The 23127-nt window shown below is 74.0% G+C and carries 17 protein-coding genes; 10 read left to right on the plus strand and 7 right to left on the minus strand.

The window, feature by feature from the left end:
* Window positions 1–63 precede the first annotated feature (63 nt).
* Window positions 64–564 (minus strand): transcription elongation factor GreA, encoded by a 501-nt coding sequence (gene greA, locus ACSNN7_RS16645; protein ID WP_436681713.1) that lies wholly within the window; start codon window positions 562–564, stop codon window positions 64–66.
* Between the two features lie 141 nt (window positions 565–705).
* Window positions 706–1140 carry a DUF4307 domain-containing protein gene (locus ACSNN7_RS16650; RefSeq protein WP_436681714.1) on the minus strand — a complete coding sequence of 145 codons (435 nt, stop codon included), beginning with the start codon at window positions 1138–1140 and terminating at the stop codon, window positions 706–708.
* A gap of 190 nt (window positions 1141–1330) precedes the next feature.
* Between ACSNN7_RS16650 and mca the strand changes: the two genes are divergently transcribed.
* The 3 genes from mca to ACSNN7_RS16665 all read left to right on the plus strand — a co-directional run bounded on the left by mca (window position 1331) and on the right by ACSNN7_RS16665 (window position 5247).
* Window positions 1331–2212 (plus strand): mycothiol conjugate amidase Mca, encoded by an 882-nt coding sequence (gene mca / locus ACSNN7_RS16655; protein ID WP_334451667.1) that lies wholly within the window; start codon window positions 1331–1333, stop codon window positions 2210–2212.
* Window positions 2213–2260: 48 nt separating this feature from the next.
* Window positions 2261–2536 carry a hypothetical protein gene (locus ACSNN7_RS16660; protein WP_436681715.1) on the plus strand — a complete coding sequence of 92 codons (276 nt, stop codon included), beginning with the start codon at window positions 2261–2263 and terminating at the stop codon, window positions 2534–2536.
* A gap of 242 nt (window positions 2537–2778) precedes the next feature.
* Window positions 2779–5247 carry a putative bifunctional diguanylate cyclase/phosphodiesterase gene (locus ACSNN7_RS16665; protein ID WP_436681728.1) on the plus strand — a complete coding sequence of 823 codons (2469 nt, stop codon included), beginning with the start codon at window positions 2779–2781 and terminating at the stop codon, window positions 5245–5247.
* Between the two features lie 157 nt (window positions 5248–5404).
* Here ACSNN7_RS16665 and ACSNN7_RS16670 read toward each other — a convergent pair whose 3' ends face one another.
* Entirely contained in the window at window positions 5405–6436 is a 1032-nt protein-coding gene (locus tag ACSNN7_RS16670) for a phosphatidylinositol-specific phospholipase C domain-containing protein (RefSeq protein ID WP_436681716.1), read from the minus strand.
* A gap of 134 nt (window positions 6437–6570) precedes the next feature.
* On the opposite strand from ACSNN7_RS16670, the gene ACSNN7_RS16675 reads away from it, so the two are divergent.
* The 3 genes from ACSNN7_RS16675 to purE all read left to right on the plus strand — a co-directional run bounded on the left by ACSNN7_RS16675 (window position 6571) and on the right by purE (window position 10342).
* A complete protein-coding gene (locus tag ACSNN7_RS16675) occupies window positions 6571–8607 on the plus strand; it encodes a thioredoxin domain-containing protein (protein WP_436681717.1) in 2037 nt (678 codons plus the stop codon).
* A gap of 86 nt (window positions 8608–8693) precedes the next feature.
* Window positions 8694–9854: a 5-(carboxyamino)imidazole ribonucleotide synthase gene (locus tag ACSNN7_RS16680; protein WP_436681718.1), complete on the plus strand. Its 1161-nt coding sequence runs from the start codon at window positions 8694–8696 to the stop codon at window positions 9852–9854.
* Window positions 9851–10342: a 5-(carboxyamino)imidazole ribonucleotide mutase gene (gene purE / locus ACSNN7_RS16685; RefSeq protein WP_436681719.1), complete on the plus strand. Its 492-nt coding sequence runs from the start codon at window positions 9851–9853 to the stop codon at window positions 10340–10342. The genes ACSNN7_RS16680 and purE overlap by 4 nt, the downstream gene beginning before the upstream one ends.
* A 514-nt stretch (window positions 10343–10856) precedes the next feature.
* Here purE and ACSNN7_RS16690 read toward each other — a convergent pair.
* Window positions 10857–15770: an SCO7613 C-terminal domain-containing membrane protein gene (locus ACSNN7_RS16690; RefSeq protein ID WP_436681720.1), complete on the minus strand. Its 4914-nt coding sequence runs from the start codon at window positions 15768–15770 to the stop codon at window positions 10857–10859.
* Window positions 15771–15927: 157 nt separating this feature from the next.
* A complete protein-coding gene (locus ACSNN7_RS16695) occupies window positions 15928–17355 on the minus strand; it encodes a UDP-glucose dehydrogenase family protein (RefSeq protein ID WP_436681721.1) in 1428 nt (475 codons plus the stop codon).
* A gap of 248 nt (window positions 17356–17603) precedes the next feature.
* Between ACSNN7_RS16695 and ACSNN7_RS16700 the strand changes: the two genes are divergently transcribed.
* A complete protein-coding gene (locus tag ACSNN7_RS16700; RefSeq protein ID WP_436681722.1) occupies window positions 17604–18767 on the plus strand; it encodes an acyl-CoA dehydrogenase family protein in 1164 nt (387 codons plus the stop codon).
* A 206-nt stretch (window positions 18768–18973) separates the two neighbouring features.
* Here the strand turns inward: ACSNN7_RS16700 and ACSNN7_RS16705 are convergent, their stop codons facing one another.
* Window positions 18974–19264, minus strand: coding sequence for a putative quinol monooxygenase (locus tag ACSNN7_RS16705; RefSeq protein WP_436681723.1), 291 nt, complete (start codon window positions 19262–19264; stop codon window positions 18974–18976).
* A 190-nt stretch (window positions 19265–19454) separates the two neighbouring features.
* Window positions 19455–20027, minus strand: coding sequence for a TetR/AcrR family transcriptional regulator (locus ACSNN7_RS16710; protein ID WP_436681724.1), 573 nt, complete (start codon window positions 20025–20027; stop codon window positions 19455–19457).
* 152 nt (window positions 20028–20179) lie between these two features.
* On the opposite strand from ACSNN7_RS16710, the gene ACSNN7_RS16715 reads away from it, so the two are divergent.
* The 3 genes from ACSNN7_RS16715 (at window position 20180) to ACSNN7_RS16725 (ending at window position 23086) form a co-directional block, all read left to right on the plus strand.
* Window positions 20180–21139 (plus strand): SDR family NAD(P)-dependent oxidoreductase, encoded by a 960-nt coding sequence (locus ACSNN7_RS16715; protein ID WP_436681725.1) that lies wholly within the window; start codon window positions 20180–20182, stop codon window positions 21137–21139.
* Window positions 21140–21279: 140 nt separating this feature from the next.
* On the plus strand, window positions 21280–22056 hold the full coding sequence (locus tag ACSNN7_RS16720; RefSeq protein WP_436681726.1) for an SDR family oxidoreductase: 777 nt from the start codon (window positions 21280–21282) through the stop codon (window positions 22054–22056).
* Between the two features lie 100 nt (window positions 22057–22156).
* Window positions 22157–23086, plus strand: coding sequence for an SDR family NAD(P)-dependent oxidoreductase (locus ACSNN7_RS16725; RefSeq protein ID WP_436681727.1), 930 nt, complete (start codon window positions 22157–22159; stop codon window positions 23084–23086).
* Window positions 23087–23127 lie beyond the last annotated feature (41 nt).

Here is a 23127-nt window from a genome sequence, read left to right on the forward strand (position 1 = left end):
TGCCACGCCTCGGGCCGTACGCGATGGGAACCGCCGGGTCGCGCGGACCCGGCGGGGCCGGACTCAGCCGGAGAACGGCTCGAAGCTGACCACGGTCACCTTGATGTCGGCGCCGCTCGGCGCCGTGTAGGTGCAGGTCTGACCCGGACGACCGCCCAGGATCGCCTTGCCGAGCGCCGACTCCGGGCTGTAGACGGTCAGCTCGGTGGTGGAGGCGATCTCCCGGGAGCCGAGCAGGAAGGTCTCGGTGTCCTCCTGGTCGTCGTCGAAGTAGATCGTCACGACCATGCCGGGCGCCACCGAGTCGGCGGTCGGCGCCTCGCCGACCTTGGCGGTGCGCAGCAGCTCCTTGAGGTAGAGGATGCGCCCCTCGGCCTTGCCCTGCTCCTCGCGGGCGGCGTGGTAGCCACCGTTCTCCCGCAGGTCGCCTTCCTCGCGCCGGGCGTTGATCTCGGCGGCGATGGCCGGCCGGTTGGCGATGTGCTGGTCGAGCTCGGCCTTCAGGCGGTCGTACGCGTCCTGGGACAGCCAGGTGGCGGGCGCCTCGTTGTCATTGGTGGACACAGGCGTACTCCTCGATCGTGCGGAACTGGCTGACAGGTGAGTTACCAAGTTACCAGTGCGGCACACCCGCGGGTGTCGTCGATCACCACCGGCGTCGGCGGCCGGACCGGCCGGATCGTGGGTCCGCGCTGGTGCGGAGGGTCAGCCGGCGGGGCGGCAGCGGATCACTTCGCCGATGAAGGGCCGGGCGGTCGTGGTGATCCGGTGCTGGAAGGTGCCGTGCCGCTCGCCGGGCCGGGCGCTGACCGCGACCTCGTCCCGGCCCACCTCCGCGCCGTCGTGGGAGCGCGCCCGCAGCACACACACCGCCGTGCCGCTCTCGGGCAGGGTGACCCGGAAGTCGACGCTCACCCCGGTGTCGGTGACGTCGGTGTAGGTGATCACCTCGGCGTCGTACGTCGGGTCGCCGTAGCGGGCGTAGAGCTGCGCCGCGACCAGGCCCAGCCCGGCGACCAGGACGGCCACCAGCAGCCAGACCAGCAGCGGCCGGCGGCGGCCCGGCTCCCGGCGGCGGCCGTACCGCCCGGGCGGGAACGCGGGCGCGCCCGGCGTGATTGTGGCGTGCGTCTCGGTCACCGGCGGGTATCTCCTGGCGTTGTTGTCGGCGGCATCGGCAAGAATGGGGAGAGTTCCATGCTCCCAGCCCGTCCCGTCGTCAAGGATGACAGGTCGGCGCCGGCAGGGTCCGGCACGGGGGAGGATTCCGGCAGGTCAGCCGGGTGACCCGGGTGGGTCGCCGGCGGGCACAGACGAGGAGCGCCCAACAGTGGCAGAGCAACTGCGTCTCATGGCGGTGCACGCGCACCCCGACGACGAGTCGAGCAAGGGCGCCGCGACCATGGCGAAGTACGTCGCCGAGGGCGTGGACGTCCTGGTCGTGACGTGCACCGGCGGCGAGCGCGGCAGTGTGCTCAACCCGAAGATGGACCGCCCCGACGTCTGGGCCAACATCGGCGAGATCCGCCGCGCCGAGATGGACGCCGCCCGGGCGATCCTCGGCGTCGAGCAGGCCTGGCTCGGCTTCGTCGACTCGGGGCTGCCCGAGGGCGACCCGCTGCCGCCGCTGCCCGAGGGCTGCTTCGCCCTGGAGGACGTCGAGGTCGCCGCCGGTCCGCTGGTGCGGCTGATCCGCGAGTTCCGTCCGCACGTCGTCACCACGTACGACGAGGAGGGCGGCTACCCGCACCCCGACCACATCATGACCCACAAGATCTCCGTCGCCGCGTTCGAGGCGGCCGGCGACCCGGAGCGCTACCCGGAGCTCGGTGAGCCCTGGCAGCCGCTCAAGCTCTACTACGACATCGGCTTCTCCAAGGGCAAGATCATGGCGCTGCACGAGGCCATGCTCGCCGCCGACCTGGCCTCCCCGTACGAGGAGTGGCTCAAGCGCTGGGACGACCGCCCGGACAAGGGCCCGCGGATCACCACCCGGGTCGAGTGCGCCGACTACTTCCCGGTCCGCGACGACGCGCTGCGCGCCCACGCCACCCAGATCGACCCGGACGGCTTCTGGTTCCACGTGCCGATGGAGCTGCAGCGGCGCGCCTGGCCCACGGAGGACTTCCAGCTGGTCCGCTCGCTGGTCGACAGCCCGCTGCCCGAGTCGGACCTCTTCGCCGGGGTGCGCGAGACGGCCCATGCCCGCTGACCGGCCGGAGGGCTACGCTGAAGCCCCACCGCACATCGGAGAAACACCATGTTGACCGCCGCTCAGGTGCTCGCGGAGAACAACTTCGGGGACACCCGCACGGGTGGCCTGGCCGGGCCGATGGGCCTGTTCCTCATCCTGCTCCTGGCCACCGCCACCGTCCTGCTGATCCGCAACATGAACTCCCGGCTGCGCCGGCTGCCCGACCGGTTCCCGGCGCCGGGCCCGACCGACACACCGGCCGCCGATCCGGCGGGCGGGGCCTCGGCGCAGGAATCCCGCACAGACACCCCCAACGGCCACCAGCAGCACCGGAACGGGTAGTCAGAGCGTGATTCACGCTGATCCGGGTCGTCAGCCCCTGTTGCGGGCACCCGGATTGGCTTAGCCTTCCGCCGGGGGGACCGAAAAGTCCCTGAGCCGTGCGCGGGAGGGGGCGCCATGACCGTTGCAGCAGCGCCCGTCCCGGGCAACCCCCGTCGGCCGGCGGACGGAGCGGGCCGGTGACGTCCGGCAGGGCCGGCGAGCACCTCGACCGGCCCGAGGCAGCCGGCACCCCGCCGCGGGTGCTGCTGCTGACCGTCGCCGTCACGCTGACCGCCCTGACGGCGGTCGTGATCGGCCTGACCGTTCCCGCCGGTCTGCCGTCGGACGACCCCCTTCCCCCGGCCGCGCGCTTCGGCATCGCCCTGGTCGCGTTCGCGCTCGCCCAGCTGGCCCGGCTGCGGTTCCGCACCGCCACCGGCATGGTCAGCATCACCTGGGGCGAGGCCGCGCTGATCGTCTGCCTCTACCTCGTGCCGGCCGGGTGGCTGCCCGCCGCCGCGCTGCTCGGTTCCGGCCTGGCCTGGACGGGCATGTCGCTGGCCGTCGACCGCCGGCCGCCGCTCGAGGTGCTCCGGATAGCCGCCTCGCTGACCGCCGCCACCGCGCTCGCCGTGGCGGTCGCCACCGCGCTCGGCGCGCCGCTGCTGGCCGCGCCCACCCCCGGGCTCGCACTCGCCCTGATCGCCGGCTCGGTGAGCTACCTGCTCGCCACCGCCTGCCTCGGCGGCGCCACGCTGGCGCTGCGGCACGGCGTCGCCATCGGCCCGCCGGTGCTCGCCGCGCTCCGCGGCAAGCTGCTGATGTTCGTCGGCAACGTGGCGGTCGGCCTGGTCGTGGTCGCCCTGGTGGAGATCGACGCCCGCTGGCTGCTGCTGCTCCCGCCCCCGCTCTGGCTGCTCCAGCAGACCTACCGGCACCGGCTCCGGGCCGACCAGGAGCGCCGCGACTGGCGGGCGTTCGCCGAGGCGACCGCCGCGCTCAACCAGCTCGACGAGCGCGGGGTGGCCACCGCCGCGGTGACCGGCGCGCTGACCCTCTTCGGCGCCGAACTGGTCGACGTCGACGTGGCGCGAGGCGACGGCCGCTGGCGCCGGTACCGGGGGGACGCCTCCGGGCAGGTGCGCGACCGCGAGGTCGGCCCGCCCGCTCGGCCGGCCACCGCCGAGCACGAACTGGCCCGGGCGCTGACCGTCGGCGACGTCGAGGTCGGCGAGCTGCGGGTCCGCTTCCCCGCCTCGGCACCGCCGAGCGCCCGCGAGCGGGACGCCGTGGCCGCCTTCTCCGACGCGCTCGCCGCCGCGCTGCACGACGCGGCCACCCACCGCGAGCTGCGGCTGGTCAGCGCGCGGTCGTCGTACGAGGCGGTGCACGACGCGCTGACCGGGCTGGTGAACCGGGCGGCCATGCTCAGCAAGGGCGACCAGGCGCTGCGGCAGCTCGCCCACGACCACCCGGTGGCGCTGCTGCTGCTCGACATCAACCAGTTCAAAGAGGTCAACGACACCCTCGGGCACGCCGCCGGGGACCAGTTGCTGCGGCTCACCGCCAACCGGCTCGGCGCCCTCGCCCGCCCGGGCGATTTGCTGGGGCGCCTCGGCGGGGACGAGTTCGCCCTGCTGCTGACGTCGGTCCCGGTGATCGGCGACCGCACCGCCCCGATGGCGTACGCGCTGCGTCAGGCCCGGGAGATCGCCGAGCGGCTGGCCGCCCCGACCGAGGTGGCCGGGGTGCGGATGTCCGTCGAGGTGTCGGTGGGGGTGGTGGTGGCCGGGGCGGGCACCGCCGACCTGACCGAACTGCTGCGCCGGGCCGACATCGCCATGTACCAGGCCAAGGAGGGCGGCGGCAGCGTCGCCGCGTACGACAGCTCCCGGGACGCCGCGAGCACCGACCAGCTGGCGCTGCTCGCCGAGCTGCGGGAGGCGTTGCAGGTCGACGACCAGCTGGTGCTGGCCCTGCAACCGGCGGTCGACCTGGCCACCGGCGCCCCGACCGGGGTGGAGGCGCTGATCCGGTGGCGGCACCCGCGGCGCGGCTGGCTCGGCCCGGTCGACTTCATCCGCCCGGTGGAGAACAGCGAGCAGCTCGGCGCCTTCACCCGGTACGTGCTGGACAAGGCGCTCGCGGTGGCCGCCGGCTGGGCCCGGGACGGCCTCGACGTGCCGATCTCGGTGAACCTCTCCGCCCGGAGCCTGCTCGACCCCCGCCTGCCGGCCGAGATCGCCGACGCGCTGCGTCGTCACCAGGTGCCGCCGCAGCGGCTGGTCCTGGAGATCACCGAGACGGTGGTGATGAGCGAGCTGGAGGTGATCGACGAGGTGCTCGCCACGGTCCGCGCGATGGGCGTGCAGCTCGCTGTCGACGACTTCGGCACCGGCTTCTCGTCGCTGACCTTCCTGACCCGGATCGCGGTGGACGAGCTGAAGGTGGACCGCTCGTTCGTGATCCGGATGGCCGAGTCGCCGGAGGCCGCGGCGATCGTCCGCACCACCGTCGGGCTCGCCCAGGAGCTGGGGCTGCGGGTGGTCGCGGAGGGCGTGGAGACCGCCGAGCAGCGGCTCGCCCTGGCCGAGCTGGGCTGCACCGCCGCGCAGGGCTACCACTTCTTCAAGCCGATGCCGGCCGACAAGATCAGCGCCGTGCTCGGCACGCTGCGCGAGTCCGCCGAGTCGAACGTCTTCCCGCTCCGCGCCGACGGCGCCTCCTGACCACCGGTCCCTCGTCGCCCCGGTCCGCAGCGCCCTCTCTCGTCCGGCCCTGGGGCGCCCTCCGTCGCGACGTGCGGCGTGTCGGGGTGTCCGGGCGGCGGGATACCCCGACACACCGCGAGTCGGGACCGGGCCGCGAACCGGGCCCGGCCCAGGGTCAGGCGCGGGGGAGGACCTCGCCGACGACGGCCGGTAGTGCCGCCCAGTCGGCGGAGGCGATGCTGGCGTGCGCCGCCGCGAGTTGGGCGACGCGCGCCCTCGCGGCGTCCGGGTCGGTGTTCCCCACCGCCGGGGGCACGTTCTGCGCGTCGGTCATCACCAGCAGGTAGTGGTTGGCGGCGTACCAGGAGGTGTCGATGGTGCCGTTGACGTACGCGCTCGCGTCGCCGTCGAAGACCACGAACCACGGCCGCAGGCCGACCTCGCTGTAGCGGGTGCGGGGGTCGCCGGCCTGGGCGTTGTGCACGGCCGGGAAGGCCTGCGCCCGGGCCAGGGTGCCGGCCGACGCCAGCGCGGCCAGGTGGCGGGCGTACTCGACGTCGGTGCGGAGCGTGTCGGTGGGGTTGCCCTCCTCGACCGTGCCCGGGATCAGCTCGACGAGCACCTTCCCGGCGAGCTCTCGGCGGGTCGGCCAGGCGTCGGCCCGGGCGGCGGCGTCCAGCGAGGCGTACCCGCCGCGCAGGTCGGCCGGGCGGAAGACGCGGTCGCCGAGCCGGGCGGCGAGCAGCGCGTCGAGCTGGGCCGGTCCCTGCCCGGTACGGGAGCTGAAGCCGGTCTTCAGCTCCAGCTTGAGCTGCAGCGGCCCGGCGTCGGGGTGAGCGCCCAGCCAGAGCCGGATGTCGTCCAGGCAGTGTTCCAGGTTCTTGTTCCGGGTGCCGGTGTAGAGCTGTGCGGCGCTGGTGGCGGCGACGCAGTTGTTGTCGTTGCCGAGCGGGTTGGAGTGGCTGACCCGCCACTGGCGCGTGAACACGTCCGGCCAGACGTCCAGCTCGATCATCCCGGGCCGGGCGTCGAGCGCCTGCGCCAGGTAGGTGTAGGTGCCGCGTTCGTACGCGTTGTGGGTGCCGACGGCCGTGGTCCCCGAGATCCGGGTGCCGGGGTCGACGGCCGCGGCGGCGGGGTGTCCGGTGAGGACCACCGCGAGCACCGCGACCGAGGTGAGTGCCGACAGACGACGGGATCCGCGCATGCGTGCCTCCTCGCGAGGCCGGCGACGATCGCCGGCATGCACAGATATAAATAGATGAAGGTGAACTAGGGAAGGCCCCACGATTGCCGTCGGTCCGACCGGCGCGGTCCCGTCCGGCTGGATATGGTCGTCAGGTGAACCGACTCGCCGATGCGACCTCGCCGTACCTGCTCCAGCACGCCGACAACCCGGTCGACTGGTGGCCCTGGTGCGCGGAAGCCTTCGCCGAGGCGAAGCGGCGCGACGTGCCGGTGCTGATCTCGGTGGGCTACGCGGCCTGCCACTGGTGTCACGTGATGGCGCACGAGTCGTTCGAGAACGAGCAGGTCGGCGCGCTGGTCAACGACGACTTCGTGGCGATCAAGGTGGACCGGGAGGAGCGGCCGGACGTCGACGCCGTCTACATGACCGCCACCCAGGCGATGACCGGGCAGGGCGGCTGGCCGATGACGGTCTTCGCCACGCCCGACGGCACCCCGTTCTTCTGTGGCACCTACTTCCCCCGGGCGAACTTCGTCCGGCTGCTCGAGTCCGTCGCCACCGCGTGGCGCGACCAGCGCGAGGCGGTGCTGCGCCAGGGCGCCGCCGTGGTCGAGGCGATCGGCGGCGCCCAGGCCGTCGGCGGACCGACCGCCCCGCTCACCGCCGAACTGCTCGACGCCGCCGCCGACCAGCTCTCCCGGGAGTACGACGCGACGAACGGCGGCTTCGGCGGGGCGCCGAAGTTCCCGCCGCACATGAACCTGCTCTTCCTGGTGCGCCACCACCGGCGCACCGGTTCCGCGCGGAGCCTGGAGATCGCCCGGCACACCGCCGAGGCGATGGCCCGGGGCGGCATCCACGACCAGCTCGCGGGCGGCTTCGCCCGCTATTCGGTGGACGCGCACTGGACCGTGCCGCACTTCGAGAAGATGCTCTACGACAACGCGCTGCTGCTGCGCTGCTACACCGAACTGTGGCGGCTCACCGGGGACCGGCTGGCCCGGCGGGTGGCCCGGGACACCGCCCGGTTCCTCGCCGACGAGCTGCACCGGCCGGGGGAGGGGTTCGCCTCCGCGCTCGACGCCGACACCGAGGGCGTCGAGGGGCTCACCTACGCCTGGACCCCGGCGCAGCTGGTGGAGGCGCTCGGCGAGGAGGACGGCCGGTGGGCCGCCGACCTGTTCGAGGTGACCGAGGCGGGCACCTTCGAGCACGGCACGAGCGTGCTGCGGCTGGCCCGCGACGTGGACGACGCCGACCCGGAGATCCGCAACCGCTGGCGGGACGTCGTCGGCCGGCTGCTGGCCGCCCGCGACGCCCGTCCCCAGCCGGCCCGCGACGACAAGGTGGTGGCCGCCTGGAACGGCCTGGCGATCACCGCCATCGCCGAGTTCCTCCGCGTCGCCGCCCTGTACGCCTCGCCGGACGACGAGGACGTGAACCTGATGGAGGGCGTCACCATCGTCGCCGACGGCGCGATGCGGGACGCCGCCGAGCACCTGGCCGCCGTGCACGTCGTGGACGGGCGGCTGCGCCGGGCGTCGCGCGACAAGGTGGTGGGCGAGCCGGCCGGCGTGCTGGAGGACTACGGCTGCGTGGCCGAGGCGTTCTGCGCCATGCACCAGCTCACCGGCGAGGGGCGCTGGCTGGAGCTGGCCGGTGGGCTGCTGGACATCGCGCTGGCCCGGTTCGCCGCCCCGGGCGGCGGCTTCTACGACACGGCCGACGACGCGGAGCAGCTGGTCGCCCGGCCGGCCGACCCGACCGACAACGCCACCCCGTCGGGGCGCTCGGCGATCGTGGCGGCGCTGGTGGCGTACGCGGCGCTGACCGGCGAGAGCCGCTACCGGGAGGCGGCGGAGGCGGCCCTGGCCACCGTCGCGCCGATCGTCGGGCGGCACGCCCGGTTCACCGGCTACGCGGCGGCGGTGGGGGAGGCGCTGCTCTCCGGGCCGTACGAGATCGCAGTCGCCACCGACGACCCGGCGGGTGACCCGCTGGTGGCCGCCGCGGTGCGGCACGCCCCGCCCGGCGCGGTGGTGGTGGCCGGCCGGCCCGACCAGCCGGGGGTGCCACTGCTGGCGGAGCGACCGCTGGTCGACGGGCGGCCCACCGCGTACGTCTGCCGGGGTTTCGTCTGCCAGCGGCCGGTGACCTCGGTCGACGACCTGGTCGCCCAGCTCGGCTGAGGTCCGCCGGCCTGCCGGCGTGGATCCGGGGGGCCTGCGCCCCTCGCGGCGAGCGCCGGTGGCCGCCCGGATAGGCTGGCGGCGCTATGGATTCCCGTACCGGTCTCCCCGTCGTCGGCATGGTGGGCGGGGGCCAGCTGGCCCGGATGACCCACCAGGCCGCCATCGCCCTCGGCCAGTCACTGCGTGTGCTGGCGCTCGCCCCGGACGACGGCGCGGCCCTGGTCGCCGCCGACGTCCAGTACGGCGACCACACCGACCTCTCCGCGCTGCGTACCTTCGCCAAGGGCTGCGACGTGGTCACCTTCGACCACGAGCACGTGCCCACCGAGCACATCCGTGCCCTCGCCGCCGAGGGCGTGAAGCTCTTCCCGGCCGCCGACGCCCTGCTGCACGCGCAGGACAAGCGGATCATGCGGGAGCGCCTCGGTGCGCTGGGCGCCCCGAACCCGGCCTGGCGGCCGGTGGCCGAGCCCGCCGACCTGGTCGACTTCGGTGCCGAGCAGGGCTGGCCGGTGGTGCTCAAGGCCGCCCGCGGCGGGTACGACGGCCGGGGCGTCTGGATGGTCGACGGCGCCACCCAAGCCGCGGAGCTGGCCGCGACGCTGCTCGCCGGCGGCACCTCCCTGATCGTCGAGGAGCGGGTGAAGCTGCGCCGGGAGCTGGCCGTGCAGGTGGCCCGCTCGCCGTTCGGGCAGGTCGCTGCGTACCCGGTGGTGGAGACCGTGCAGCGGGACGGCATCTGCGTCGAGGTGCTCGCCCCGGCCCCCGACCTGCCGGAGGAGCTGGCGCTCGCCGCCCAGCAGCTCGCCATCGACCTGGCCACCGCGCTCGACGTGGTCGGCCTGCTGGCGGTGGAGCTGTTCCAGACCGACGCCGGGCTGGTCGTCAACGAGCTGGCCATGCGGCCGCACAACTCCGGGCACTGGACCATCGAGGGCGCGCGCACCTCGCAGTTCGAGCAGCACCTGCGGGCCGTGCTCGACTACCCGATGGGCGACACCTCGCTGACCGCGCCGGTGGTGGTGATGGCGAACGTCCTCGGCGGTGAGCCGGGCGGGATCTCCATCGACGAGCGGCTGCACCACCTCTTCGCCGCCGAGCCGGGCGCCAAGGTCCACCTGTACGGCAAGCAGGTGCGGCCGGGCCGGAAGATCGGGCACGTCACGGTGCTCGGCGACGACCTGGACGACGTACGAGCGCGGGCGGCGCGGGCCGCCCGTTGGCTGCGCGAGGGGCAGGCATGAGCACAGTCGGGCTGATCATGGGCAGCGACTCGGACTGGCCGGTCATGAAGGCCGCCGCCGAGGCGCTGGACGAGTTCGAGGTCTCCTACGAGGTCGGCGTCGTCTCCGCGCACCGCACCCCGGTCAAGATGATCGAGTACGGCCGCTCCGCCGCCGACCGGGGCGTCAAGGTGATCATCGCAGGGGCGGGCGGCGCGGCCCACCTGCCCGGCATGGTCGCCTCGGTGACCCCGCTGCCGGTGATCGGCGTGCCGGTGCCGCTGAAGCACCTCGACGGGATGGACTCCCTGCTCTCCATCGTGCAGATGCCGGCCGGAGTGCCGGTCGCCACGGTGTCGATCGGCAATGCCCGCAACGCCGGGCTGCTCGCCGTCCGTATCCTCGCCGCCGCGGACCCGGCGCTGCTGAAGCGGATGGCGGCCTTCCAGGCGAGCCTGGAGGAGATGGTGGCCGGCAAGGAAGCCGCCCTCCGAGCCTCCCTCGCCTGACCGCTCCACACCACGACGACGCTCACCGTCGGTGATCCCCCGGCGGCATCACGCAGCGTGTCGGCTCTGGTGCCCCCGGATCCCATGTCTTCTCCCTTTGCTCTGCTGCCTCATAGGCGACACCGCCGTGAACAGCCGGAACGCGATACGCCTCGGCGTCGACCACTCGACGGCTCGTCACTCGGCGTGAGTGGTGCGTGGAGGGCAGCAGAGCAAAGGGCGTGCAGGACGGGGTTCAACCCGGGGTTGATGTCACTGCTGGTAGCCGCAACTGCTGCTCACCTCGAAGATCGACCGGGCTGCCCGGCGGCGACCGGCGAACGGGAGAAGGGCGCTGGCTGGATCCTGGCCGAGACGAGCGCTCCGCACCGGGCTCAACCACCAGCTCCCCGTCCGCGACCAACCCGCACGCCGCCCGGGACCAAAGCGGCCATCCCGCACGCCGCCCCGGACCAACGCGACCACCCCGCACGCTCTGCGCAACAAGGCACTCACGCCACAGGGACCCTCCGAATCACCGCATGCCGCGTAGCGCGGTCTGCAACCGCTCCTGGGCGCGACGCCGGCGCTCGTTGCTCGCCCCCAGCACCAGCAGCACCACGCCGACCGGAATCAGTACCAGCCACGGGCCCAGGCTGAACAGCGCGTGCACCGCGGCGATCGCGGTCACCGCGGCGCCGACGATCACGGGTGCCTGCTGCCGGCTCGTCGTGCCGAAGATCAGCACCGCGACCGCGCCGAGCAGCAGCAGTACCTGCCGCAGCATGCTGGCCTCGGTCGCCAGCACGATCGCCAGGGTCGGCACGAACGCGGTGACCAGCGCCGGTCCGTACGCCACCCAGCTCGACAGGTCCGGCCGGTGCCGCAGCTCCAGCACCCCCACCAGGAGGGCGAGCGCCGCGAACGGCAGTGTGTACGCCTCGGGCAGCGCCACGTCGGCGACCCGCATCAGGATCCACCAGGCGGTGATCTCGCAGGCCACCACGGCCCAGAACAGGATCTGCCGTTCCAGCGGGCGGCGCCCGGGCCGGCTCGCGGCCACCCCGAGCACGGCACCCCAGGCGGCCAGCAGGGCGGCGATGTGCCGGGGCGAGTCGTAGGCCAGGGCCAGGGCGATCAGCGCGGCGGCGTACCCGCTCCACTCCACGGTGGCCGCCTCGCGCAGCGCCTCGGGCCGGCGCAGCCTCGGCAGGGTCGCCGCGAAGACCTGCAACGCCGCGCCGACCGCCAGCACCCCGAACGCCGACCAGACGGCGGCGAACCCGGCGACCAGCCCGGCGGTGAGCACGAAGAGCTGCGCCATCAGCGAGGCGAAGAGCCAGCCGAGGATGCGCGCCCGCTGGGTGGTGCCGAAGAGCGCGGCGACGGTGCCGACGCCCACCGCCCCGCCCAGCGTGAACAGGGTCAGGCTCTGGGTGCCGAGGCTGCCGGCCAGCCCGGCGCCGCCGCCGGCCAGCCCGATCACGAAGACCAGCACCCGGGTCACCCGCAGCGACCGGGCCCGCTCGGCCAGCGGCGGCGGTGGGGTCAGGGCCAGCCCGAGCATCGAGATGGTGAAGACCGCGAGCGCCGCCAGGGCGCTCTCCGGCCAGGCGTGGCCGAGCGCCACCGGGGTGATCAGCAGGGTCACCGCCAGCCCCGGCAGGACCACCGGAACCGCCCGGGAGCGCCGCCCGCCGCTGAGCCCGGTGGCCGCCAGCGCGGCGGTCGCGGTGAGCAGCAGCGCGGTCAGCACGTGGGTGGCGTCCACCGCCTCCGGCGGCGGGGTGAGTAGCTCCGGCGGGGGCCCCTGCCAGATCCGGGAGAGCATCCGGTGCGGCTCCACCAGGGCGATGTAGAGCAGCGGCGCGAGCGAGGCCAGGGCCAGCATCGTCGGCAGCGCCGCCGCGGCGAACGCGCCGACGGCCGGGCTGACCCGCCAGCGGCGTGTGGTGCCGTCGTCCGGCAACCGGCGCAGCGCGCCGTCCAGCAGCACGGCCCACCGGCGGACCGGCTGGGCCGAGCCGACCGGCGGGACGGTGGCCGCCCGGACCAGTTCGGCGAGCACCCCGAGCAGCGCCGCCGCGGCGGCGTACACCCCGGAGGGGAGGTGGGCGAAGATGGCGGCCAGCGCGCTGACCGTCGCGCCGCCGACGATCGCCGCGCTCGCGTACGGCAGGTACTGCGGCACCTGGCGGCGGACCGCGGCGACCCCGGCCAGCCCGATGCTGGACGCCGCCAGCGCTGCGGTCAGCACCACCTGGGCCGAGTGACCGAACTCGGCGGCCAGCGCGGCCACCGCGCCCGGCAGCGCCAGCAGGGCGGCGCCCGCCGCCGCGCCGCCGATCCGCACCAGGTGCGGCGGCATCCCCTCGGTCTCCACGTCCTCCACCAGCGACGGGGCGAGCCCTCGGGCCAGCGCCGCGACCACCAGGCCGATCAGCGCGATGGCGCCCAGCGCCAGCGCGGTGGTCCATGGGCGGACCAGCCCGGCCGCCGCCGCGTGCAGCGCCACCGCACCGGCCACGACCGCCCGGGACAGCCCCGCGCGTGGGTCGGCCGAGGCCACTGCGGCCATCCCGAAGACCGTGGCGACCATCGTCCCGACCAGCACCGGCGACCACCAGGGCAGGTCGAAGGCGGCCGGGGCGCCGACGGTGGCGAGCACGGCCGCAGCACCGGCGATGTCGTACTTCCAGGGCGGCGGGAGCAGGATCCCGGCCGCGGTGCCGAGCAGCGCCAGCGCCACTGGGGCCTGCCAGGTGCTTCCGCCTGTCGGGGCGGCCGGCCAGCCGGCGAGGTCGCCGGCCCAGATCGGGCCGGGCGTGGCGAGCACGCCGACCCCGCCGCGCAGGGCAGACCAGCCGGCGAGCAGGCCGATCAGGATGCCGCCGACGGCGATCCCGAGCACCGGGCCGCGGCGCCACTCCTCGGGCATCGCCCGGGCGGCGACGGCGACCAGCAGCACCAGCGCGGCGGCCACCGCGAGCTGGCCGCCGGCGGAGATCACCGCGGCGATCCGGGCCAGCGTGGCGATCAGCGCGGCGGTGACCGCCGCGGCGGCCAGGTCGGAGCCGTCGAGGGCGAGGTCGGACCGGCGACCGGCGTCGATCCGGGGGGCGAGCAGGAGCAGCACGGTGGCGACCAGCAGCAGCCCGCCCACCCAGGCGTCGGCGGCGGTGGTGCCGGGGGCGCCGAAGGCGGCGGCGACGACCGCGAGCGCGCCGAGCGCCGTGCCCGCCGCGTGCGGCAGGGCGATGTGCCGCTGGGAGACCTGCACCATGGCCGCGTAGCCGAGCGTGACGCAGACGGCGAGGAAGCCGGAGGCCAGGATCGGGACGGTCAGCTCGCGCAGCATCGCCGGGGTCGGGGCGGGTACGGCCGGTTCGGTGGCGGCGACGAAGGCGGCCACCGCGCCCGGCAGCGCGAAGGACGCCCCGCCGGCCGCCCAGCCGGAGAGCGTGTCGGCCGCCGCCGGGGTGATCCGCACCCGGGGTGCGAGCGCGACCAGCACCCCCGCCACGACCAGGGTGACCAGCGCTGCGGCCGTCAGCGCGGGCCGGCTCAGCGCGGCCCCGGCGCCGATCACGCCGACCACCGTCGCGGTGACGGCGTGCGCCAGCGCGGCCCGGCTGGTGCCGGCGGAGAGGCCGAGCACCCCGATACCGACCGCCGCGAGCACCATCGGCCACGGCGCGGCCGCCCAGCCGAGGCCGAGGGAGGCCGGCACGGCGAGCGCGGTCAGCCCCGCGCCGACCACCGCGAACTCGCGGCGGATCTCCGGCGGCAGGGCGAGCACCGCTGCCACGGTCAGCAGCAGGGCGCTCGCGGCGAGCTGCCAGGCCGCCGGGCCGACCGCCGCGGCCAGCTCAGCGGGGAACCGGGTCAGGTCGGCCGACCAGGCCGGGAGGGCCGCGCGGGCCGGGGCCAGGCCGGCGCGCAGGGCGCCGCCGGCGACCACCACCCCGCTGACCGTGAGCGCCGCCGCGGCGGCGAACTGCGGCCCGCGCCGGGCCGCCTCCGGTACGGCCCGCACGGCCAGCCCGGTGAGCGTGATGACGGCGGCGATCAGCAGCAGCGCGCGACCGGGATAGGCGACCGAGGCGACCCGGCCCAGCGCCCCGATCACGGCCAGCGTCATGATGCCGGCGGCCACGTCGGGCAGTGGCGGTCGCCGCAGCACCAGCGCCCCGGCCAGAGCCACCGCGGCGGCCAGTAGCAGCGCCGCGCCGGCCACCGTGGCCGCCGGTACGGTGGCCGCCCGCAGCAGCGCGGTGACCGCGTACGCCAGGGCGAGCGCCACCGCCGCGGCGTGCAGCCCCCAGGTCACCTGGGGCAGCCACGGCACCGGCCGGACGATCTCCTCCGGCGCCGGGGCGGCCGTGGCGCCGAGCACCTCACCGGCCTCCTCGGGCGCCGCCTCGGGCCGGCCCTCACCGGCGGTGCGCTGCCGGGGCGCGGTCGGCGGGGCCGGTGCGTCGACCGGCAGGTCGCGGCGGATCGGGCGTTCCACCAGCAACGACGAGCGGGCCAGCCAGAGGTCGAGCACGGCGACGAGGGTCAGCGCGAGCGCCCACCCGCCGGGGCCGGTGATCCGGTCGTACGCCAGCAGTGGCACCACGGGCTGGGCGGCGAGCACGGCGGCGAAGCGGGGTGCGCGCAGGCCGGTGCCCCGGGCGTACCCGAGGGCGACTGCGGCGGTCACCGCGAAGATCACCCCGGAGAAGACCGCGCCGGAGGCCCCGCCGCCGCCGATCCGGTCCACCGCCCAGAGCGCGTACCCGGCCAGCGGCACCAGCAGCAGGCCGACCGCGGCGATCGTCTCGGCGGTCGAGGTGAGCCCGCGCCGGGCCAGCACCGGCGGGGCGAGCAGCAGCAGCACGGTGGCGATCAGCAGGATGCCGAGCCGGGCCAGGGCGTCCATCGAGCTGGTCGCGACGGCGGCGAAGACCACCGCGGCCACGGCCAGCAGCAGCGCGCCCAGCCCGAGCGGGATGTTCTGCACCTCCCGGGAGGACGCCTCCGGCGGGTGCTCCGGGTCGTCGGCGTCCAGCCAGGAGGCGGTGGCGCGCGGGGGCGGCGGTGGGCCGTCGTCCGACCCGGGCGGCGCGGCGCCCTGCCGGGGCACCCGGGGCGGCGCCCCGGTGGCAGCGGTCGGCGGCCGGCGGCCCGGCTTGCGGCGCAGCACCCGGCGCGGCCGGGTGGCCTGCTTGAGCCGCTCCTCCCCGGCGTGGGTGAGGATGTCGCGCTGGAAGAGGGCGGCCTGCATCTTGGCGGCGATCTGCCGCTGTTCGGCGAGGATGGCCGCCTCGCGGGCCTTCATCTCCGCGATGGACCGCTCGACCTCCGCCAGGTGCTCGCGCCACTGCGGCTGCTCGGCACCGCAGTGCGGGCAACTGGCGGCCGGCTGTATCTGCCGCCCGCACGAGGAGCACTGAAAGCTCTCCACGACACCCCTCCACCCGGCCGGCCCGCACTGTGGACCTCCAGTGTCGAGCATGCCCTGCCCCGGCGCGGATTTCGACACCTGGCGCTGGCGATTCGGCACGATGCAGAGCGCCGGCCGGGAAGCGGTGCTTCCCGGCCGGCGCGTCGGTGCGTAACCGTCAGGGGCGGCCCATGCCGCGGTACTCCCAGCCGGCCTGCGTCCACAGTGTGGAGTCGAGGCAGTTGCGCCCGTCGACCACCTTGCGCCCGGCGGCCAGCTCGCCGAGGACGACCGGGTCGGCGTTGCGGAAGTCGGCCCACTCGGTGAGCACGCAGACCAGGTTGGCGCCGGTCACCGCGTCGTTCATGCTGGCCTCGTAGGTCAGCTCGGGGGCGACCCGGCGGGCGTTCTCGGTGCCCTGCGGGTCGTACACGTGCACGTCCGCGCCGGACTTGGCCAGCAGGGCGGCGACGGCGAGCGCCGGGGCGTCGCGGACGTCGTCGGTGTTGGGCTTGAAGGTGGCGCCCAGCACCGCGATGCGGGTGCCGGAGAAGTCCGGGCCGGCCGGGCCGGAGCGGCGGCCGAGCAGGTCGGCGGCGAGCTGGAGGACCCGGGTACGGCGACGGAGGTTGATCAGGTCCACCTCGTGCAGGAAGCGCAGCGCCTCGCCGGCGCCCAGCTCCTGCGCCCGGGCCTGGAAGGCGCGGATGTCCTTGGGCAGGCAGGCACCGCCGAAGCCGAGGCCGGCCTGGAGGAACCGGTTGCCGATGCGCGGGTCGTACCCGATGGCCCGGGCCAGCTGGGTGACGTCGCCGCCGGAGGCCTCGCAGACCTCGGCCATCGCGTTGATGAAGGAGATCTTGGTGGCCAGGAAGGCGTTCGCGGCGACCTTGACGAGCTCGGCGGTGGCGAAGTCGGTGACCACCAGGGGCACCTCGCGGTCCTCGGTGGCGGCCAGGTCGAAGACGCCCTTGTGGGCGGCGTAGAGCATGCCGTTGGCCCACTCGGTCTTGACGCCGACCACGATCCGGTTGGGGCGCAGCACGTCGTCGACGGCGAAGCCCTCCTGGAGGAACTCGGGGCTCCAGGCCACCTCGACGCCCAGGTCGGTGGGGGTGTGCTTGCCGACCAGCTGCTCCACCCACTCGGCGGTGCCGACCGGGACGGTGGACTTGCCGACGATCAGCGCCTTGCGGGTCAGGTGCTGGGCCAGGCTGGTCACCGACGCCTCGACGTAGGACAGGTCGGCGCCCATCCCGTCGGCGCGCTGCGGGGTGCCCACGCAGATGAAGTGCACGTCGCCGAAGTCGGCGACCTCGGAGATGTCGGTGCTGAATCGCAGCCGGCCGGCGCTCAGGTTGCGCCGGAGCAGCTCGTCCAGGCCCGGCTCGTGGATCGGCACCTCGCCCGCGTTCAGCTTGGCGATCTTGTCGGCGTCGACGTCGAAACCGAGGACCTCGTAGCCCAGCTCGGCGTAGCAGATGGCGTACGTCGCGCCGAGGTAGCCGGTGCCCAGGAAGGTCACCCGGGGCCGGGGCGCACCCGAGGGCGGCGTCACCGGGGTGATGGCCGGCACCGGCTGGATGTTCGGGTACGGGATCGTCACGCCTGTCTTCTCCGCTCGCACTGGCGGCGCTTCGCTGCGTCGCGTTCGGCTTGGGGCGCCATGGCCGGGCACCGAGGGACTTTGTCGTCTTGTGTGAGGGTAGTTGTGCCGTGTCGACGCCTGTCGTGCGCGAGCCTACCCGCCGGTAAGGTCCGGCCGGACCTGGTGGCTATCCTTCAGTCTGCGGCAGTCGGCGGCCTCCGGACGCCACAGACTGCGCATGATAGCGGTGAAAGGGGAGGGCCGACATGGCCGCAGAGCAGTCGTTCGACGTCTACCGGTTGCCCGATGAGCACGAGGCGATCCGGGAGGCGGTCCGTGAGGTCTGTGACGCGAAGGTGGCCCCCAACGCCGCCGAGGCGGACGAGACCGGCGAGTTCCCGAAGGCGTCCTACGACGCGCTGCGGGCTGCGGACTTTCACGCCCCGCACATCCCGGTCGAGTACGGCGGCGCCGGCGCGGACGCGCTGGCCACGGCCATCGTGATCGAGGAGGTGGCGCGGGCCTGTGCCTCGTCGTCGCTGATCCCGGCGGTCAACAAGCTCGGCACCATGCCGCTGATCCTGGCCGGCTCCGAGGAGCTGAAGCAGAAGTACCTGAGCCGGGTCGCCACCGGCGACGCGATGTTCTCGTACTGCCTCTCGGAGCCGGAGGCGGGCAGCGACGCCGCCTCGATGACCACCAAGGCGGTCCGGGACGGCGACCACTGGGTGCTCAACGGGGTGAAGCGTTGGATCACCAACGCGGGCGTCTCCGAGTACTACACGGTCTTCGCTGTGACCGATCCCACAGCCCGCTCGCGGGGCATCTCCGCGTTCGTGGTGGAGAAGGCCGACGCCGGGGTCAGCTTCGGCGCGCCGGAGAAGAAGCTCGGCATCAAGGGCTCCCCGACCCGCGAGGTCTACCTGGACAACGTCCGGATCCCGGCCGACCGCATGATCGGCGCCGAGGGCACCGGCTTCGCCACCGCGATGCGCACCCTGGACCACACCCGGGTCACCATCGCCGCGCAGGCCGTCGGCATCGCCCAGGGCGCGCTCGACTACGCCAAGGGGTACGTCGCCGAGCGCAAGCAGTTCGGCAAGCCGGTCGCCGACTTCCAGGGCATCCAGTTCATGCTCGCCGACATGGGCATGAAGCTGGAGGCGGCCCGGCAGCTGACGTACGCGGCGGCGGGCAAGTCCGAGCGCGGCGACGCCGACCTGACCTACTTCGGCGCGGCGGCCAAGTGCTTCGCCTCGGACGCGGCCATGGAGATCACCACCGACGCGGTGCAGCTGCTCGGCGGCTACGGCTACACCCGCGACTACCCGGTCGAGCGGATGATGCGGGACGCCAAGATCACTCAGATCTACGAGGGCACCAACCAGGTGCAGCGGATCGTCATGGCACGCCAGCTCCTGAAGGGCTGACAGGGGCTGCTCCTGCAGCTCGGTACCGAGATGGCCGGGCCCGTCGGCGTGGTCAGCTCCGTACCCGTGCGCCCTGCGCCGGCCGTGGGCCCGGCGCGAACGGATCTTGGACAGTTGCCGTCACAGCGAACGGCAACTGTCCAAGATCCGCGACCGCGGACGTGCGCGTCCGGTGGCCGGTAGGTGCGGTGGCCGGGGCCGGAACCTCACCGCGGCATCTTGTACGTCAGCAGGTTCACCGGGTTGATCGTCGGTGGCCGGCTGAACAGGTCCGCGTTCTCCTGCAGGGCCTGGCCCACCTTGCCGATCAGGTGGGTGTGGCGGTCGTCCTCGCTGTCGAAGCAGTCGAAGATCCGGAACGAGCTCGGCCCGAGCTGCGCGGCGAACCAGACGATGGTGCCCGGCTCCGCCTCCACGAGCTGCTCCGCCTGTCGTAGCAGCTCCGCGACGTCGCCCTCCTTGCCGGGCTTCGCCTCCATCTCCACCAGAAAACCCACCCGCAGCATTCCTTGCTCCGTCCTGTCCGGGTGGGCTCCGGTCCGACGACCTACCTTCCGGGTCGTCCGAGGCTGGGCTCCAGCCTGCTCCCCACCGCTCGACGTCCCTTCCCGGCTGGGCCTGCTCCATGCCTGCCGTCCTCCTCAGGCGGCCCTGTGCCCGACCGGCGCGTCGTGGTGCCGGCACGGCCTAGCGGCGGTAGCGCAGTCCGTCCAGCAGGAGGTCGAGCAGGCGGCTCGCCTGTTCGCGGCGGCCGGGTTCGCTGGTGGCCAGGGCGATGCCGCTGAGGGCGAAGACGACGTCTTCGGCGCTGACGTCCGTGCGTACGGTGCCGCTGGTGGCGGTGGCGGTCAGTAGCGCCTCGACTGCGGAGACGAGCCGGTCGAGGCTTTCGGCGTACGGGTTGACGCCGGAGGCGATGACGGCGTGCAGGGCGTCGGCCATGCCGAACTTGGTGGTGGCGTAATCGAGGAAGCGGTCCATCCAGGCGCGGAGCGCCTGCTCGGGCGGGAGTGCGGCGAGCAGGTCGGGGACGGCGTCGCAGACGACGGTCAGTTCGTTGCGGTAGGCGGCCTCGATGAGGGCTTCCCGGGTGGGGAAGTGCCGATAGAGCGTGCCGATGCCGACGCCGGCGTCCTTGGCGATCGCGTCGAGGGTCACGTCGAGGCCCCGTTCGGTGAACAGCCGCACCGCGGAGGCGAGGAGCAGGTCGCGGTTGCGTCTGGCGTCCGCCCTCAGGGGTCGATCACTGCTTACCGCCATGCGGGTTCCTTTCTGGCCGGGTCGGCGACGTGACCGCCGACTCATTGGCAACCGGAGGATGCTCCGGTTAGGCTCGGTGACGTGAGCGGAGGTTCCTCCGCATCAAGCGTAGCGGTGTGGCCGCCGGTCGCGCCGCCGAGGACAGGAGCAGCATGGACACGCAGAACCGCGTCACCACCCCGTTCCACCGCGAGAGCACCGCCGGTGAGGTCATCGCCGGTGTCGACCTGTCCGGTAAGCGGGCGATCGTCACCGGTGGTGCGTCCGGCATCGGCGTCGAGACCGCTCGGGCCCTGGCGGCCGCGGGCGCCGAGGTGACCCTCGCCGTGCGCAACGTCGAGGCCGGTCGGCGGGTCGCCGCCGAGATCACCGCCGGGACGGGCAACGCCGACATCCGGGTCGCCCCGCTGGACCTGGCCGACCGGGCCACCATCGAGGCGTTCACCGCCGCCTGGCAGGGCCCCCTGCACATCCTGGTCAACAACGCCGGGATCATGGCGCTGCCGCACCTGCAGCGCACCCCCGAGGGCTGGGAGATGCAGTTCGCCACCAACCACCTCGGCCACTTCGCCCTCGCCCTGGGCCTGCACGACGCCCTCGCCGCCGCCGGCGACGCCCGCATCGTCGCGGTCAGCTCCAGCGGCCACCTGCAGTCCCCGGTCGTCTTCGACGACATCCACTACGACCACCGCCCGTACGACGAGTGGTCGGCCTACGGGCAGTCCAAGACCGCCATCGTGCTCTTCGCCGTCGAGGCGACCCGCCGGTGGGCCGCCGACGGCATCACCGCCAACGCCGTCATGCCGGGCGGTATCCGCACCAACCTGCAGCGCCACCAGACCGGCGCCCACGTCGACCCGGCGATCAAGGAAATCTTCGACAACTACCCGTGGCGCACCGTCGAGCAGGGCGCGGCCACCAGCGTGCTGCTCGCCGCGTCCCCTCTGGTGCAGGGCATCGGCGGCCGCTACTTCGAGAACTGCAACGAAGCCAAGCCCGCCGGCTCCACCGACGTCTCCGGCGACGAAGCGGGCGTCGCCGCACACGCCCTCGACCCCCAGGCCGCCGCGCGCCTGTGGGACGCCTCCCTCGAGATGCTCGACCGCCGATAGAGCGGTCGTGCCGGGGGACCCGGTCCGCCTGCCGACTGCCGAGCACGGCCGGCTGGGCGGGCCGCTCCCCCTCCATCAACCACCTGGCGGCGCCGCGACAGGCGCCCCGGTCCACCCCTGCACAGAGAGTTAGGACTCCCATGGACATCAAGAACAAGACCGCCATCGTCGCCGGCGCCACCTCCGGCCTGGGCCTCGCCGTCGCCGAGGAACTCTCCGCTCAGGGCGCCAACGTGGTCATCCTCGGCCGCCGCGGACGACTGGCCCAGGAGATCGCCGGCCGGCTCGACAACGCGCTCGGCCTGGAATGCGACATCGCGGACGCCGACGCGGTGCGGGACGCGTTCGCGCGCACCCTCGAGCGCTTCGGCGCGCTGCACCTCAACGTCAACACCGCGGCCGTCATCGCTCCGGTGCCCGTGGTGCAACCCGACGGGACACCGACCCCCATTGCCGACTTCCAGCGCCTGATCGACATCAACCTCGTCGGCACGTTCAACGTCATGACCAACGCCGTCGCCGCGATCCTGCGCAACGAACCGGACAGCAACGGCGAGCGGGGGGTGGTCATCAACACCTCCTCCATCTCCGCCCACGAGGGACACGCCGGACACGCCGGCTACGCCGCCACCAAGGCGGCCCTGATCGGCATGACCCTGCCCGCCGCCCGGGACCTGCTCGGCAAGGGCGTACGCGTCAACACCATCGTGGCCGGCGGCTTCCGCACCCCCATCCTCGACGGCTACATCGACGACGAGATGGAACGCGGCATCTCCGCCCAGATTCCGAACCCGCAGCGCCTCGGCCACCCCGAGGAGTTCGCCCGGTTCGTCACCCACATGATCAACAACCAGTACTTCAACGCCGCCACGCCGCGCCTCGACGGCGGCTACCGCCTCCCCGTACAGCAGTACTGACCGCGGGCCGAGCTGCTTCTTACGGGTGGCAACGGGAACTCCACGGGCCTGCTGGCGGAGCGACGGACCGCTGAGGAATGACCGGAAGTTAGGACGGATCATGACAGACAGGATGCAGACACCGTTCGGCTTCGCCTCGACCGCGGACGAGGTGCTTGCCGGAGTCGACCTGACCGGCCGGCGCGCGATCGTCACCGGCGGTGCGGCCGGGATCGGGCTCGAGACCGCTCGCGCGCTGGCCCGGGCGGGTGCCGAGGTGGTGCTGGGCGTGCGCCGGATCAGCGCGGGCGAGCAGGCCGCGGCGGACATCGCGGCCGACGTCGGCGCGGAGCGGGTCACCGCCCGCGAGTTGGATCTGGCCGACCAGGCGTCGGTACGCCGGTTCGTCGCCGGGTGGGAGCAGCCGCTGCACATCCTGGTCAACAACGCCGGGATCATGGCGGTGCCGGAGCTGGAACGCACCGCCGAGGGGTGGGAGCTGCAGTTCGCCACGAACTTCATGGGCCACTTCGCGTTGACCGTGGGACTGCACGACGCGTTGGCCGCCGCCGGCGGCGCCCGCGTGGTGTCCGTCAGCTCCAGCGGGAACCTGCTGTCCCCGGTGATCTTCGATGACCTGCACTTCGCGTTCCGGCCGTACGACCCGCTGCTGGCGTACGGGCAGTCGAAGACCGCGGAGGCGCTGCTCGCGGTCGAGGTGACCCGCCGGTGGTCGGGCGACGGCATCCACAGCAACGCGCTGAATCCGGGTGCGATCGCCACCGGCCTGCAGAAGCACATCGGCGGTCTGCGCAGCCCCAAGGAGAAGCACAAGACCCCGCAGCAGGGTGCCGCCACCTCGGTGCTGCTCGCCGCGTCCCCACTTCTGGAGGGCGTGGGTGGCCGCTACTTCGAGGACTGCGCCGAGGCTGCGGTCGTCACCGAGCGTACGGCCGAGTGGGCCGGGGTCGCGCCGTACGCCGTCGACCCCGGCAACGCCGAGCGGCTGTGGGAGGTCGCGTCGGAGCTGGTCGCCGCGGCCGACGGCTGACCCGGCGTACGGATAGGGCGGGCGGGCCGGCACTGCCGGCC

Source organism: Micromonospora sp. URMC 105 (genome assembly GCF_051386295.1).
In the GTDB taxonomy this organism is placed as follows: domain Bacteria; phylum Actinomycetota; class Actinomycetes; order Mycobacteriales; family Micromonosporaceae; genus Micromonospora.